This window comes from Burkholderia sp. BCC1640, from assembly GCF_902833125.1.
In the GTDB taxonomy this organism is placed as follows: Bacteria; Pseudomonadota; Gammaproteobacteria; order Burkholderiales; family Burkholderiaceae; genus Burkholderia; species Burkholderia diffusa.
Genome location: NZ_CADFEF010000001.1, coordinates 366,062 through 379,879, shown reverse-complemented (window position 1 = coordinate 379,879; position 13,818 = coordinate 366,062). Strand labels below are relative to the sequence as shown.

The window sequence follows — 13,818 nt, the reverse complement described above, 5'->3', positions numbered from 1 at the left end:
CGCGCGGGTTGTCGTCTAGCGACCCGGCGCCTGCGCGTCGATCGCCGCGCGCAGCGCGTGCAACGCGTCGGTCAGCGCCGACGCGAACGGCGGATGCGCGGCGATGCCCGCCGCGTCGAGCTGGCTGCCGAGGATCGGCAACGTGATCGACGCGCGCTCGACGATGCACGCCGACATCACCGACAGCGTTTCGCGCAGCGCCGCGTCCGCATGCGTCGCGCGCGGCGACGCGTTCAATACCGCGACTGGCTTGTACACCACGGCCTCGCATCCCACGACCCAGTCCAGTGCGTTCTTCATCACGCCCGTCACGCCGTGCGCGTATTCCGGGCTCGCGATCAGCACGCCGTCCGCCGCGTTCAGCCGCTCGATCAGGTCGCGCACCGCGGCCGGCGACGGATATTCGGTATCGGGATTGAACAGCGGAAACTCGCCGAGACGATCGAAACGCGTGATGCGCATCCCGCGCGGCGCGACGCGTGCGGCTGCGTCCAGCAGCGCCGCGTTGTACGACTGCGCGCGAAGGCTGCCGCACAGCGCGACGATGTCGATGCGGCGTTCGGAATCGGTTCGGAGTTCGGAAGCCATCAAGGAGCGTCGGGGAGGGTGGCTTGCGCGGCGACGCCGCGCGAATCCGACGGATTATCGCATCGGTGCGTGAGCGACGTGGCGCGCGTTCGCGACGCGGTGCAGGCGATGCCACTCGCGTCCTTCCCGCGGAAACTTCACATCCTGACGTCCCACGGCGAGCGTATCGATCATCCCGGTTACGCGTGCCAGGTCGCCGAGTGTCCATCCGTTGCCGAGCAACAGCCGGCGCGTATGCAGCGCACCGTGCACGTCGTCCGCGACGGCCTCGCCGAGATAGCGCAGCGCGCGGCCTTCGACGTCGACGAAGCCGTGCCGGTAGTCGTGCGCGAGCGCGGTCCAGAGCTGCGCCGCGCCGATCGACTGACGCGCGCCGCTGATCAGGCACAGGCCCGCGTCGAGGCCCCATCGATACAGCGTCGTCGCGAGCCCCTTGCGTTGCGCGGACCCGCGCAGCCGCGTGTGCGGCGCGCGCAGGTAGCGGTCCGCGCGGCGCGGCAGTTCGGGGAGCCGGTTGAAGATCGTGTAGCCGGCGAGCTGCCGGGCCGACGGATCCTCGACGTAAAGGAAGTATTCGCCGTCGGCCTCGCGGTGGCGGACGATCAGGCCCGAGTCGCCGAGCGCGACGGCCGGCAGGCCGTGCAGGCGATGGCCCGGCTGGTGCAGACGCGCGTAGAGCGTGTCGAGTTCATCGTCGATGTCGTGCTGGGAATGCTGTACGTCGATACGCATGGCAAAAGGCGCCCGTCCCGGGCGCATCGAGAAAGGGGTTCATCGCAAACGGGGAAAGGAAATGGCAGCGGCCCCCGGGCTCGGCGAGCGAGCCGGGGCCGCGAATCAGCTGGGGATGTGCTGGAAACCGGCGGCGATCGCGGCGAGGCCCGCGATGCAGAGTGCGAACAGGATCAGGACTTTGTGGATCACGCCTCTCTCCTCATGAACGCGCGGCGCCGAAGGCGGTGCCGCGGAGACGGTGATGGCGGGCACGGCCCGCGCGGCCGTCGTGCGGGACGACGGTCGGAGGTCCGGCGGCAGGCGCGCGGACGGTCAGCACCATACGCGACGGGCACGGGGCGGGCAATCGGACTGCGGGAGAAAAGCGACGAAACGCGGCAAATCGCGGTGTTTCGCGACAATTGGTCGCAAGGGGGCGGGTGTGTCGATGCCGTTTGCCGGCGGTTGTCTCGAAATCACATACTGCCCGGCTGCCCGTCGCCGCCTCACACCGCCTGCCGCGCCCCGAACGCCTGCCTGATTCGCGCGAACAACCCATGCTGCGCGATCCACTCGGCATACGCGCGATAGTCAGGATCACGCATCAAATGACGCTCCTCCGTCTTCGCCCGCGTGTAGTAAATCAGATTGACCGCGACGAGCCCCGCGCAGTGCATGAGCGCGACCTGCCAGCCGAGCGGTTCGACGAACGGCACCGACACCATCCAGTACGACAGATTCTTCGTGATGTACGCCGGATGCTTCGTGAAACGATACGGGCCCGACGTGATGATCCCGCGGTTCGTGAGGTTCGAGAAACGCAGCCCGAACGAGATCGTCGACAGCGCGTAGGTCATCAGTAGCAGGATGATCGCCGCACCCCAGATCACGCGCAGCGTCGGCGCGGACAGCAGCCAGTTGTCCCAGAACAGCGAGCCTTCGTAGCGGATGTAGTTGTTCGAGATCAGCGACCAGAACGGCTGGTAGCACATCAGCGCGGCGACCCAGCCGAGCGTGGTCGGCTCGACGGTGCGCACGTGGCTGTCGAGGATGCGGAACGTGCACAGATAGCCGACGGTGCCGAACATCAGGTCCATCGTGAAGGACAGGTCGTACAGGAATACGAACGTCGCGAGCGTCATCGGCGCGTGCAGCGCGTTCGCAAGCGACGCACTCAGGTGATCGGCATCCTTCGACAGGTAGACGGTCATCAGCGGCAGGAAGAACGTCTTCACGCCCCAGCCGGCGAGCATCTCGCGCACCGGCTGCCAGCTCGCGGGCTTCTCGCGGCGAAACAGGTAGCGGCCCCATAGCAGGTATGCGTCGTCGGTTTCGCGCTGGTGGCGATCCATCCACGCGAAGTAGAACGGCGCGGCGACGATCACGTACGGCGCGAGCGAGCGCAGCAGCGACCAGAACGGCAGGTAGAACGCGCCGTGATATTCGGGCAGCAGCCAGTAGATCATGCCGATGCCGGCGTAGATCGACGTCAGCGCGCCGAGCCGCGTCGCGACGCGAGCGAGCCCGAGCGGGCGCACGGCCTGCCGCGACAGTCCCGCGCTCGGACGCAGGTAGACGCGCGAGATGAAGATTTCGTGCAGCGCGATCGTGCCGATGATCGCGAGGCTCGCGATGACCGCGCGCGTGGCCGCGTCGAGGTTCGGCTGGTCGCGCGTGATCCACAGCGCGAAGAGGCCGGCCGCGATGCCGAGCAGGCCCGCGCGGAATGGCGTGGCGGAACGGGGCGGGCGGTCCTGGACCGCGGCGATGCCGTCGAGCGTGGAGTTCATGATCGGATCCTCGTCGGGATGAGGGCCGGCGCCCCCACCTGGCGGGTGACGCCGGCCGTCGGCCGGGCTTTGGATTGGTATGTGCCCGGCCACTGGCCTGTGGTTCTGATAGGTGAAGCGTTACTTCTTCGGGACGGCGCCGAGCAGACCGCCGAGCAGGTTCGTCACCGGTGCCAGCAGGTTGGTCGCGCCAGCCGTGGTGGTGCCGTTCGAAGTGCCGGTGAGGCCGGTCGTGACGGTGCCGCTCCCGGACGGCGTCGTTACCGTGCCGGCCGCGCCGCCCGGGCTGGCCGTGCCGAGCGCACCGAGCGCGCCGGCCGGCGAGGTCAGCGAGCCCGTCAGCGTGCCGACCGGGCCGCTCGTCAGCGCACCGCCGAGGTTGCCGGTCAGGTTGCCGCCCGGTGTCGTGACCGTGCCGGTGAGGCTTGCGCCAAGCGGCGTCAGCGAGTTGACGAGGCCGGTGACCGGTGCCAGCAGGCCGCCGATGCCCGAGCCGGTGGTACCGCTCGTGCCGCTCGTGCCGCTCGTGCCGCTCGTGCCGCTGGTGCCGCTCGAACCGAGACCGCCGAGCGCGCCCGTCACCGTGCCGAGGAGGCCCGTGATCGGCGCGAGCGGGCCGCCGCTGGTGCCGCTCGTCCCGCTGGTGCCGCCGGAGCCGCTCGAGCTGCTGCCGCCGCCGAGCCCGCCCGTCAGCGTACCGAGCAGACCGGTGATCGGCGCGAGCGGGTTGGTGCCGCTGCTGGAGCTGCCGCTGGACAGCAGGCCGCCAGCCGACGACACCGTGTTGCCGAGCTGCGACACGCTGCTGCCGGCGCTCGTGCCGACCGGGTTGCCGGTCGCGTTGCCGACCTGCGTACCGGCGAGGCCGAGGCCGCTGCCGAGGGTGTTCAGCAGGCCGCTGAGCGGGGCGCCGAGCAGGGTTGCGCCGCCGAGCATCTGCGTGGCGCCAGGCGTCGTGGCGCCGCCGGTCAGCGTGTTCGTGATCGGGTTGATCACGCTGCCGAGCTGCGTCTCGAGTTGCTGGACCGGTGCGCTGTTCAGCGCGGTGTTCAGCGCCGATGCGGTCGAGTTGACCGCGGTGCCGACCGTGTTGACCAGACTGCCGACCAGGGTCGTCGCCGGCGCGAGCGGCGACAGCGGACCGGTGCCAAGGCTCGTCACCGCGTTGCCGAGGTTGTTGACCGCGCTGCCGGCGCCGGTCAGCAGGCCGGTGGTCGACGTGAGCGTCGGGCCGAGCGGGTTCGGCGACACGCCGATCGAGCCGAGGCCGGCCGCGACGCCGTTGCCGAGCGACTGCACGCCGTTGCCGAGGCTGGTGACCGCGTTGCCGATGCTGGTGGCCGTCGTCGGGTTCGTGCCCGGAACTTGCACGCCGCCGATCTGCGAACCGCCGTTCGCGACCGTCGTGCCGAGTGCCGTGACGAGCGTGCCGGTTTGCTGGAGGACGTTGCCGAGCGGGGTGACGTTGGTGCCGGAAGTGCCCGACGTACCGGAAGTGCCCGACGTACCGGAAGTGCCCGACGTACCGGAAGTGCCCGACGTACCGGAAGTACCCGACGTACCGGAAGTGCCCGACGTACCGGAAGTGCCCGACGTCCCCGACGTCCCCGACGTCCCCGAACTACCGCCGCCGGACGTGCCCGACGAGCCGCCGCCCGACGTCCCTGAAGTCCCCGAAGTGCCGGACGTCCCCGACGTGCTCGGTTTGATCGACGGCGTGACCGGTCCGTCGACCGAACCGCAGCCGTACAGCGAGAGCAGCGACAGGACGGCCAGCGATACCGCCGACTTCTTTAAGTAATGGTGCATTGGAGGCCTCGACATTGGAAGTTGTGTCCGGGCCATTACTGCAAATTCCGCGCCATGACACCTTTCGCGAAACGCGACAGCGCTTTGTTGCGGGAATCGGGAATATCGACGCGATTTAAACGGAGGAATGGCGCTTTCGCGAGACGGAGGCGCCGGACGTGCCGGCGCACTCGCCGTGATGTTCCCGTAAGGAACCGTAACGCCGGGCCGGATGTTACGTAGCGTTCGACCCGACGTTCCGCGCGTGACGCGGCCGGCCACGACCCGAGGACACGGTCTTTGACGAAACGTCCGCGTGCCGCGAACATGAAGCGCACCCATCCGGCCGCGGGCAACGCCGAAGCGGCCACGACTTCAGACAGGACACGACATGAGCGAACAGGACAGGGAACAGGGCAAGGCGCGCCGCACCGAGGTGATGGGCGACGCGTTCGTCGAGCGTGCGATGCGCGATCTCGACGGTTTTTCGCGTCCGTTGCAGAACTGGCTGAACGAGCACGCGTGGGGCAGCACGTGGCAGCGCGGCGGGATCGACCTGAAGACGCGCAGCCTCTGTACCTGCGCGATGCTGGCCGCGCTCGGCCGCAGCACGGAACTGAAGGGCCACGTGCGTGGCGCCCTCAACAACGGCGCGAGCCTCGTCGAGATCCGCGAGGTGCTGCTGCACAGCGCGTTGTACGCGGGCGCGCCGGCGGCGGTCGAGGCGTTCCGCAGCGCGCGCGAGGTCATCACGGAGCTCGGGCTGTCGCTGCCCGACGACGAAGGCTGACCGGCACGCGGCGCGTCGCGGCCGGCAGGCCCGCGGCCGATCAATGCGCGACGTGCGCGCTCTGCGTTGGCGTCTCGACCGGCGCGGCGGCGACTTCGAGCAGCCAGTCCGCCGTTGCGTCCGGAATCGTGACGGGCAGCATGTGCCCGCCTTCGACGACTTTCAGCCGCACGCGCGCCGACTTCTGCGCGAGCGCCTCGCCGTGCGTACGCCAGTTCAGGATCGGATCGGCGCGACCGTACAGCACGTCGACCGGCAACGCGAGGTCCGCGTAGCGGCGCTCCATCGCGGGGAGGTCGACGGGCGCCGACAGCAGGTCCGTCGCCGTTGCGTAGAACACGTGCGGCCGCATCCCGAGCAGCCCGCCGCCCTTCACCGGGAAGTCGCGCGGCACGGCTTCCGGCGCGAACACCTGGCTCACGGCCTTGCGGCCGGTCAGGATCGTCAGCGGGATCGCGAAGGTCCACGACACGAAGCGGCGCACCAGCGGCGACGGCAGCATCAGCGGCTTGAACGGCGCCGGCGGCTCGGTCTGCTCGTGCGACAGCGGCGCGATCAGCGCAAGCCGGCTCACGCGCTCCGGATGGTTGAGACCGACCGCGAGCGCGATCGCGCCGCCGAGCGAGTGGCCGACGAGCACGGGCCGATCGAGCTTCAGCGCGTCGATGAACGCGGCGATCGTGCGGGCCTGCGCGAACACGTTCGCCTGCGAGTTGGCGCCGCGCAGCGAGCGGCCGGCGCCGGGCCGGTCGACGAGGATCACGCGATGATGCTGCGCGAGCCGCGTGAGCGGCAGGTACGCGAAGTTGCGCCACTGCCCGGCGAGCCCGTGCACGAACACGAGCGGCGGGCCGCTGCCGTATTCGACGTAATGGATGTGGTCGCCGCCGATGTCGACGAAGCGGCCTTCGGGCGGAAACGCGCGCGTCACGCGGCGCGCGACGTAGCCGGAAAACAGCGCAAGCGCGGCGAGCACCGCGACGACGCCGAGCAGCACGTTCTGGATCAGGTGGAGCGTATGGCTCATGTCGGCCTCAACGGGTTTCGAGTATGGGATCGGCGACCGGCGCGGCGGCCGGGCCGGCTTTCGCGCGGCGTTCGAACTGCATCGCCGAATCGGCGAGCCCGCTGAACTTCAGCGACGCGAGATCGAGCACGTAGTTCTGATGGAATTTCCAGGGCTTGCGATGCCCCTGCTTCGGCAGGATGCCGGCCGCGCGCTGGATGTAGCCCGAGCTCAGGTTCACCGCCGGCACGTCGCCGAGATCACCCGCGCCGAGCCGCGGCACGCAGGTGTCGTAGCCGTTCGCGCGCATGTGGTTGAGCAGCCGGCACACGTAGCGCGCGATCAGCTCGGCCTTCAGCGTCCACGACGCGTTCGTGTAACCGAACGACGATGCGAGGTTCGGCACGTCGCTGTACATCATTCCCTTGTAAGACACGGTCTGGGGCAGATCGACCGCGCGGCCGTCGACCGTGACGCGCGCGCCGCCGAGCATCTTCACTTTCAGTCCCGTCGCGGTGACGATCACGTCCGCGTCGAGTTGCTGGCCGCTCTTCAGCTTCAGGCCGGTCGGCGTGAAGCGCTCGATCTCGTCGGTGACGATCGAGGCGCGGCCCGCGCGGATCGACTTGAACAGATCGCCGTTCGGCACGAGACACACGCGCTGGTCCCACGGCATGTAGCGCGGCGTCAGATGCTTCGCGACGTCGAAGTCGGGGCCGAGCTGCTTGCCGGCCGCGCGGATGATGAACCGTTTCGTCTGCTCGGGCTTGCGGCGCGACACGTTGTACAGGTACATCGTCAGGAGTACGTTCTTCATGCGCACGATCCGGTGCGCGAGGCTCGACGGCAGCACGCGGCGCAACGCGTTCGCGATCTTGTCGCGTGCGGGCAGCGACACGATGTAAGTCGGCGAGCGCTGCAGCATCGTCACGTGTTTCGCATTGGCCGCCATCGACGGCACCAGCGTGACGGCCGTCGCGCCGCTGCCGATCACGACGACGCGCCGGTTCGCGTAAGACAGGTCCTTCGGCCATTGCTGCGGATGAACGATTCGACCTTCGAACGATTCCATACCGGCCCAGTCGGGCAGGTAGCCGCCGTCGTAGTCGTAATAGCCGCTGCACATGTAGAGGAAGCGGCACGTGTAGACCAGCGTGTCGACCGCGCCGTCCCGCGTGCGCTCGATGTGCACCGTCCAGCGCGCGCGGTTCGAATCCCAGTCTGCCGCGACCACTTTCTGGCCGTAGCGGATCGTCTGGTCGATGCCGTACGCGCGCGCAGTGTCGCGGATGTAGTCGAGGATCGTCTGGCCGTCCGAGATCGCCTTGTCGCTGTGCCACGGGCGGAAGCTGTAGCCGAGCGTGAACATGTCGGAATCCGAACGGACGCCGGGATAGCGGAACAGGTCCCAGGTGCCGCCGATCGCGTCGCGCGCCTCGACGATCGCCACGCTCGCATACGGGCAGCGCCGCTTCAGGTGATAGGCGGCGCCGATGCCGGACAGGCCGGCGCCGACGATCAGCACGTCGAGGTCGCGGCTGTCGCCGCGGGCGGGCGGCACGTCGCGCCGGTCGGTCGTCGTCGAGGTCATGCGGGATCCTTGGTCGGGGTGGTCGGGAGCGCGGCCGGCGCATGGATGCGCTCGAGATTGCGCGCGCGGGCGCGGCGCACGTGGCGCAGCACCAGCCGCTGGTAGCCGGCGCCGAGCAGGCGCGCGAGCTTGTCGAGGCGGCGGGCATCGGCGCCGACCAGCACGCGGCGCGCGTTGCGCTCGACGCCGGCGAGGATCTGCCGCGCGGCATCGTCGGCTGTCGTCGCGTTGATCAGGCGGTTCGCCTGACGGCGGTGGGTCGCTTCGTCCTGGCCCGTGAGCGCGTGGATGCTGGTGTCGACGCGGCTCGCGTCGACGATGTTGGTCGCGACGCCGCCCGGATGCACGCAGGTCGCGCTGACGGGCGCGCCGTCGAGTTCGAGCTCCATCCGCAGCGCCTCGGTGAAGCCGCGCACGGCGAATTTGGTCGCGTTGTAGGCGCTCTGCGTCGGCATCGCGACGAGTCCGAACAGGCTCGACGTGTTGATCACGTGCCCGTCGCCCGACGCGCGCAGATGCGGCAGGAACGCCTGCGTGCCGTGCACGACACCCCAGAAGTTGATGCCGACGATCCATTCGAGATCGGCGATGCGCGCGGTCTCGGCGCTCGCGGCCAGCGACACGCCCGCGTTGTTGAAGACCAGGTTGACCTTGCCGTGTTCGGCGCGCACGTAATCGGCCCACGCGAACACCGCATCGCGGTCGGCGACGTCGAGCCGCCGCGTGCTCGTGCGCACGCCGTGCTTCGCGCACGCGGCCGCCGTGCCGGCGAGCCCGACTTCGTCGACGTCGGCGAGCGCAACCTCGCAGCCGCGCCGCGCGAGCTCGACCGCGAGGCTGCGGCCCATGCCCGAACCGGCGCCCGTGATCGCGGCGACCTTGCCGGAAAACCCCTTCATTCGTCGTTCCTCCCGTTCCGCTTGCGCTGCGTCGGCGGCGCGCCTATTGTGGTGTTATTCGTCACCACTTTAGTTTTCGGGTGTCCTGATGTCAAATAGCGAAATGGAGAAAGCACTCGAAACGGAAAAACGGGGCCGGGCGTACGGCGGCGTGGCGCCCGAGGTGCGTGCCGCCGAGCGGCGCGATGCGCTGATCCGCGCGGCGACGCGCGTGTTCGGCACGGTCGGGTTCCGCAAGGCGACCGTGCGGTCGATCTGCCAGGAAGCGAAGCTCAACGACCGCTATTTCTATGCGGCGTTCGACAGTACCGAGGATCTGCTGCGCTGCACCTACCTGCATCACGCGCAGCAGTTGCACGACGCGGTCGCGCGGGCGGTGGCGGCGCGCGGCGGCGATCTGCGCGAGCGCGTCGACGCGGGGCTCGCCGCGTTCTTCGGATTCCTGCGCGATCCGTGCGCGGCCCGCGTGCTGCTGCTCGAGGTGATGGGCGTAAGCGCGGATACCGACATGACGTACCAGCGGATACTGATCGACTTCGGCAAGCTGATCATGGCGATCGGCACGGCGCGCGAGGCCGTGACGCCTGCCGAGCGCACCGAGCAACGGCTCGTCGGGCTCGCGCTGGTCGGCGCGATGACGAACGTCGGCGCGGCGTGGCTGCTCACCGGGTATCGCGACCCGGAGGCCCAGATGGTCGCGAGTTGCAGGAAGGTGCTGCTGGGGACGTTGCGCGAAGCGGGCTAGGATGCGGCGACGATCGGACTTGCGCGATTCGCATCCGGTTGCGTCGCGGAGCCATCCGACGCTTCACATCCTCGAGCGTTTCGATCGTGCCGGCGTCGCTGATCGCGCTTCTCCGATCCTCGCCTTCATTGCATCGATGAACGCACGCACCTTCGGCGAAGGCAGCCGCGTCGACGGATACACCGCGTGAATCCCGGCCCGCGCCGAGCGCCATGCGGGTAGCAGCCGGACGAGCCGGCCGGCCGCGACGTCCTCCGCGATCGAGAAATCCGTCAAGAGCCCGAAGCCTCCGCCCGCGAGCGCGATCGCACGGCAGGCCGTCGCCGTGTTCGACACGACGGGCGCGACGCAGCGCACCGACGCATGGCCGCCGCTCGCGTCGAGAAGTTCGAGCGTATGCGGGCGCGACAGCGTCGACAGCATCACGAACGGCAGCGCGGCGAGCGCATCCGGGGCGCGCGGCAGCCCGTGCCGCGCGACGAACGCCGGGCTCGCGACCAGCCATTTCTCGTACTCGCCGAGTTGCACCGCGCGATAGTTCGAATCCGCGAGGCGGCCGATGCGGATCGCGACGTCGAGATTGTCCGCGACGAGATCGACGACGCGATCGTTCGCGATCAGTTCGACGTCGAGCCCCGGATGCGCGTCGCGCAGCGCGACGACGGCCGGCGCGACGACGAGCGCGCCGTAGTCGATCGGCACGCTCACGCGCAGCGTGCCGCGCAGCGGCCCCGCGTCGGACGACACCGCGTCGAGCGCGCTTTCGGTCGCGCGCACGATGTCGCGGCACGCGTCGTAGAACGCGCGCCCCGCATCGGTCACGCTCAGCCGCCGCGTGGTGCGCACCAGCAGGTTCGCGCCGACCTCGGATTCGAGCCGCTGCATGTGCGTACTGACGACCGTCTTCGCGAGGCCGAGCCGCTCGGCCGCAGCCGTCAGCGAGCCGGCATCGACCACCGCGACGAAGATCGCCAGCCGGTTCAGGTTCACGTCGCGAAGATCGGCCATCGTCGATTGTCCTATGGAAGCGGATAATGTTTCAGCGATTATCCGTCTTCTGGACGCGAACGGCGAGCGCTACGCTGGGGCCGTTCGTCGCCGATTCCCGGCGGCGCGAGATCCAGGAGCCTCTCCATGCCAGCCGCCAGCAAGCCCGCCCGTCCGGTTCGTGTCTATTCGTTCCCGCTGTCCGGGCATGCGCATCGCGTTCGGCTGTTCCTGTCGCTGCTGGGGCTGCCGTTCGACACCGTCGACGTCGATCTCGCGGCCGGCGCGCAGCGCGAACCCGCCTTCCTCGCGCTCAATCCGCTCGGCCAGGTGCCGGTGATCGACGACGACGGCACCGTGCTCGCCGATTCGAACGCGATCCTCGTCTATCTCGCGAAGCGCTACGGCGACGCGCACTGGCTGCCCGACGACGACGCCGGCGCGGCGACGGTGCAGCGCTGGCTGTCGTACGCGGCCGGGCCGATCGCATCGGGGCCGGCGGCCGCGCGGCTCGTCACCGTGTTCAGCGCGCCGCTCGATCACGACGCGGCCAAGCGCACGGCCGCGAAGGTGCTGGCCGTGATCGACCGGGAACTCGCCGGCAAGCCGTTCGCCGCGGGGGCGCAGCCGACGATCGCCGACGTCGCCGCCTACACGTACATCGCGCACGCGCCGGAAGGCGGCGTGTCGCTCGAACCGTATCCGCACGTGCGCGCGTGGCTCGCGCGCGTCGAGGCGCTGCCGGGCTTCGTCGCGATGCCGACGACCCGTGCCGGCCTGCTTGCCGCCTGACACGAAGCCGCGCCTTGACCGGGAGAACGCGATGACCACGCCGACCGCCGCCGTACCGGGCTGGGAACTCGACGTCGCGCCGTTTCACGCGGGCGAGCTTGCCGTGCAGCAGCGTGCGGGCGTGACGGAGGCCGCAGGCACGGCCGGCCGGCGCGGGATTCGCCGCTTCATGCCGGACCAGCACCGGACGTTCTTTGCGCAGGTGCCGTTCTTCGTGCTCGGCGGCGTCGATGCGCACGGCCAGCCGTGGGCCACGCTGCGGGTCGGGACGCCCGGCTTCGTGACGGCGCCGGACGCGCGCACGCTGCGCATCGACGGCGATGCGCTGCCAGGCGATCCGCTGGCCGGCGCGTGGCGGCCGGGGGCGCCGCTCGGCGGGCTCGGGATCGAATTCGATACGCGCCGGCGCAATCGCGTGAACGGCGTCGTGCGTTCGGCCGACGGCGGCGCGCTGACGATCGCGGTCGAGCAGAGCTTCGGCAACTGTGCGAAGTACATCCAGGGCCGCAAACCCACGTTCGTCGCGCGTGAAGCCGGGGCGTCCGTTGCGTCCGACGTGTCGGACTGGCTAAGCGACGCGGATCGCGCGCTGCTCGCGCAGGCCGATACGTTCTTCGTCGCGAGTGCGAACACGTCGGCCGACGCGGGCGCCGCGCGCGGCGCGGACGTGTCGCATCGCGGCGGCATGCCGGGCTTCGTGCGCGTCGACGACGCGCACACGCTGACGACGCCGGATTTCAGCGGCAACCGCTTCTTCAACACGCTCGGCAACCTGCAGCACGATCCGCGCGCGGGGCTGCTGTTCGTCGATTTCGACAGCGGCGATCTGCTGTATGTCGCCGCGCGGGCGGAGATCGTGTGGGACGGGCCGCTCGTCGCGTCGTTCGATGGCGCGCAGCGGGTCGTGCGGTTTCATGTGCGGGAAGTGCGGCGCATGCGCGCGGTGCTGCCGTTCAGGTGGTCGGGGGTCGAACGCGCGCCGCAGTTCGCGGCGATGGCGGCGGGCGCGGTTGCGGCGGGCGGGCCGGTGCCGTCCGCGCTCACCTCCGCGCCTTCATCGGCAACCGCATCGGCTCCCGCATGGCGCCCACTGCGCATCGCGAAGATCGTCGACGAAGCACGCGCGATCCGCTCGTTTCATTTCGAAGCGGCCGATGGCGACGCGTTGCCGACGTACGAAGCCCGGCAGCACCTGACGCTGCGCGTCGCGCTGCCGGGCAGCGATGCGCCGACGATCCGCAGCTACACGCTGTCCGATGCACCGGGCGCGCCGCGTTACCGGATCATCGTGAAGCGCGAAGGACGCGTGTCGGCGTGGCTGCACGATCATGCTCAGGCAGGCATGACGCTCGACGCGCAGATGCCGCGCGGCCGCTTCACGTTCGACGTCGCGAGCCCGCGCCCGGCCGTGCTGGTGTCGGCCGGCATCGGCATCACGCCGATGATCGCGATGCTGCGTCGCGCGCTGGCCGACGACAAGGCGTCGCGTCGCATCGTGTTCGTGCACGGCGCGCGCGACACGGCCGACCGGCCGTTTGCGGCGGAACTGACGCGCATCGCCGACGCGGACGCACGCGTGTCGCTGCACTCGTTCGACAGCCGGCCGCAGCGCGACGGCGCGGCGCGACCGGGCCGCATCGACATCGCGCAACTGAAGCGCATCCTGCCGTTCGACGACTACGATTTCTACCTCTGCGGGCCGTCCGCGTTCATGCGCGACTTGTACGACGGATTGCGTGCGCTGAACGTGCCGGACGAGCGTATCCGCTTCGAGGCGTTCGGGCCGTCGAGCGTCGTGCGCAGTGCGACGCGAGCGGCAGCAGCGCCGCCAGTGGCGAGCGTGCCTGTCGTATTCCGGCGCACGGGCCGCGAAGCTGCCTGGACACCCGCCGACGGTACATTGCTCGAATTCGCCGAAGGCCAGGGCGTGGCGGTGCCGTCCGAGTGCCGGTCGGGATCGTGCGGGACGTGCGCGACGCGCATGCTGTCTGGTGCGGTCGATTACGTGCAGTCGCACGATGCGCCGGTCGAACCCGGCTGCGTGCTGCTGTGCGTCGCGCAGCCTGCCGAAGGGGCCGTGGCACCGCTCGTGCTCGAGCGCTGAACGCACCATGCGACATGCCGCCGC

Annotated in this window: 13 protein-coding genes; 4 read left to right on the top strand and 9 right to left on the bottom strand. The window is 69.9% G+C overall.

The window, feature by feature from the left end; translation table 11 throughout:
* Positions 1–15: 15 nt before the first annotated feature.
* From HWX25_RS01745 to HWX25_RS01725, 5 genes are all read right to left on the bottom strand, one after another.
* On the bottom strand, positions 16–588 hold the full coding sequence (locus tag HWX25_RS01745; RefSeq protein WP_175906701.1) for an NADPH-dependent FMN reductase: 573 nt from the start codon (positions 586–588) through the stop codon (positions 16–18).
* A gap of 54 nt (positions 589–642) precedes the next feature.
* Positions 643–1,320, bottom strand: coding sequence for a histone acetyltransferase (locus HWX25_RS01740; protein ID WP_175906699.1), 678 nt, complete (start codon positions 1,318–1,320; stop codon positions 643–645).
* A 105-nt stretch (positions 1,321–1,425) separates the two neighbouring features.
* Entirely contained in the window at positions 1,426–1,575 is a 150-nt protein-coding gene (locus HWX25_RS01735) for a hypothetical protein (RefSeq protein ID WP_156441416.1), read from the bottom strand.
* A gap of 233 nt (positions 1,576–1,808) precedes the next feature.
* Positions 1,809–3,092, bottom strand: a complete 1,284-nt coding sequence (locus HWX25_RS01730) for an isoprenylcysteine carboxylmethyltransferase family protein (RefSeq protein WP_175906697.1) — start codon at positions 3,090–3,092, stop codon at positions 1,809–1,811.
* Between the two features lie 120 nt (positions 3,093–3,212).
* On the bottom strand, positions 3,213–4,901 hold the full coding sequence (locus HWX25_RS01725) for a collagen-like triple helix repeat-containing protein (protein ID WP_244138721.1): 1,689 nt from the start codon (positions 4,899–4,901) through the stop codon (positions 3,213–3,215).
* A 370-nt stretch (positions 4,902–5,271) separates the two neighbouring features.
* On the opposite strand from HWX25_RS01725, the gene HWX25_RS01720 reads away from it, so the two are divergent.
* Positions 5,272–5,670, top strand: a complete 399-nt coding sequence (locus tag HWX25_RS01720; RefSeq protein ID WP_175906695.1) for a carboxymuconolactone decarboxylase family protein — start codon at positions 5,272–5,274, stop codon at positions 5,668–5,670.
* Between the two features lie 40 nt (positions 5,671–5,710).
* Here HWX25_RS01720 and HWX25_RS01715 read toward each other — a convergent pair whose 3' ends face one another.
* The 3 genes from HWX25_RS01715 to HWX25_RS01705 are packed head-to-tail and all read right to left on the bottom strand — an operon-like array spanning position 5,711 to position 9,166.
* On the bottom strand, positions 5,711–6,697 hold the full coding sequence (locus HWX25_RS01715; RefSeq protein WP_059818661.1) for an alpha/beta hydrolase: 987 nt from the start codon (positions 6,695–6,697) through the stop codon (positions 5,711–5,713).
* 7 nt (positions 6,698–6,704) lie between these two features.
* Positions 6,705–8,267 (bottom strand): NAD(P)/FAD-dependent oxidoreductase, encoded by a 1,563-nt coding sequence (locus tag HWX25_RS01710; protein WP_175906694.1) that lies wholly within the window; start codon positions 8,265–8,267, stop codon positions 6,705–6,707.
* Positions 8,264–9,166 carry an SDR family NAD(P)-dependent oxidoreductase gene (locus HWX25_RS01705; protein ID WP_059531908.1) on the bottom strand — a complete coding sequence of 301 codons (903 nt, stop codon included), beginning with the start codon at positions 9,164–9,166 and terminating at the stop codon, positions 8,264–8,266. Before HWX25_RS01705 ends, HWX25_RS01710 begins: the two co-directional genes overlap by 4 nt.
* Positions 9,167–9,254: 88 nt before the next feature.
* On the opposite strand from HWX25_RS01705, the gene HWX25_RS01700 reads away from it, so the two are divergent.
* A complete protein-coding gene (locus tag HWX25_RS01700) occupies positions 9,255–9,911 on the top strand; it encodes a TetR/AcrR family transcriptional regulator (RefSeq protein ID WP_175906693.1) in 657 nt (218 codons plus the stop codon).
* 63 nt (positions 9,912–9,974) lie between these two features.
* On the opposite strand, the gene HWX25_RS01695 is transcribed toward HWX25_RS01700, so the two are convergent.
* Positions 9,975–10,919 carry a LysR family transcriptional regulator gene (locus tag HWX25_RS01695; RefSeq protein ID WP_175906692.1) on the bottom strand — a complete coding sequence of 315 codons (945 nt, stop codon included), beginning with the start codon at positions 10,917–10,919 and terminating at the stop codon, positions 9,975–9,977.
* A gap of 126 nt (positions 10,920–11,045) precedes the next feature.
* Here HWX25_RS01695 and HWX25_RS01690 point away from each other — a divergent pair, with 126 nt between their 5' ends.
* On the top strand, positions 11,046–11,690 hold the full coding sequence (locus HWX25_RS01690) for a glutathione S-transferase (protein WP_175906691.1): 645 nt from the start codon (positions 11,046–11,048) through the stop codon (positions 11,688–11,690).
* A 31-nt stretch (positions 11,691–11,721) separates the two neighbouring features.
* Positions 11,722–13,794 carry a pyridoxamine 5'-phosphate oxidase family protein gene (locus HWX25_RS01685; protein WP_175906690.1) on the top strand — a complete coding sequence of 691 codons (2,073 nt, stop codon included), beginning with the start codon at positions 11,722–11,724 and terminating at the stop codon, positions 13,792–13,794.
* The last annotated feature ends 24 nt before the right edge of the window (positions 13,795–13,818 follow it).

Coding starts and splice junctions, on each gene's coding strand:
- HWX25_RS01745 (WP_175906701.1), bottom strand. CDS start 588: ATGGCTTCCGAACTCCGAACCGATTCCGAACGCCGCATCGACATCGTC.
- HWX25_RS01740 (WP_175906699.1), bottom strand. CDS start 1,320: ATGCGTATCGACGTACAGCATTCCCAGCACGACATCGACGATGAACTC.
- HWX25_RS01730 (WP_175906697.1), bottom strand. CDS start 3,092: ATGAACTCCACGCTCGACGGCATCGCCGCGGTCCAGGACCGCCCGCCC.
- HWX25_RS01725 (WP_244138721.1), bottom strand. CDS start 4,901: ATGCACCATTACTTAAAGAAGTCGGCGGTATCGCTGGCCGTCCTGTCG.
- HWX25_RS01720 (WP_175906695.1), top strand. CDS start 5,272: ATGAGCGAACAGGACAGGGAACAGGGCAAGGCGCGCCGCACCGAGGTG.
- HWX25_RS01715 (WP_059818661.1), bottom strand. CDS start 6,697: ATGAGCCATACGCTCCACCTGATCCAGAACGTGCTGCTCGGCGTCGTC.
- HWX25_RS01710 (WP_175906694.1), bottom strand. CDS start 8,267: ATGACCTCGACGACGACCGACCGGCGCGACGTGCCGCCCGCCCGCGGC.
- HWX25_RS01705 (WP_059531908.1), bottom strand. CDS start 9,166: ATGAAGGGGTTTTCCGGCAAGGTCGCCGCGATCACGGGCGCCGGTTCG.
- HWX25_RS01700 (WP_175906693.1), top strand. CDS start 9,255: ATGTCAAATAGCGAAATGGAGAAAGCACTCGAAACGGAAAAACGGGGC.
- HWX25_RS01695 (WP_175906692.1), bottom strand. CDS start 10,919: ATGGCCGATCTTCGCGACGTGAACCTGAACCGGCTGGCGATCTTCGTC.
- HWX25_RS01690 (WP_175906691.1), top strand. CDS start 11,046: ATGCCAGCCGCCAGCAAGCCCGCCCGTCCGGTTCGTGTCTATTCGTTC.
- HWX25_RS01685 (WP_175906690.1), top strand. CDS start 11,722: ATGACCACGCCGACCGCCGCCGTACCGGGCTGGGAACTCGACGTCGCG.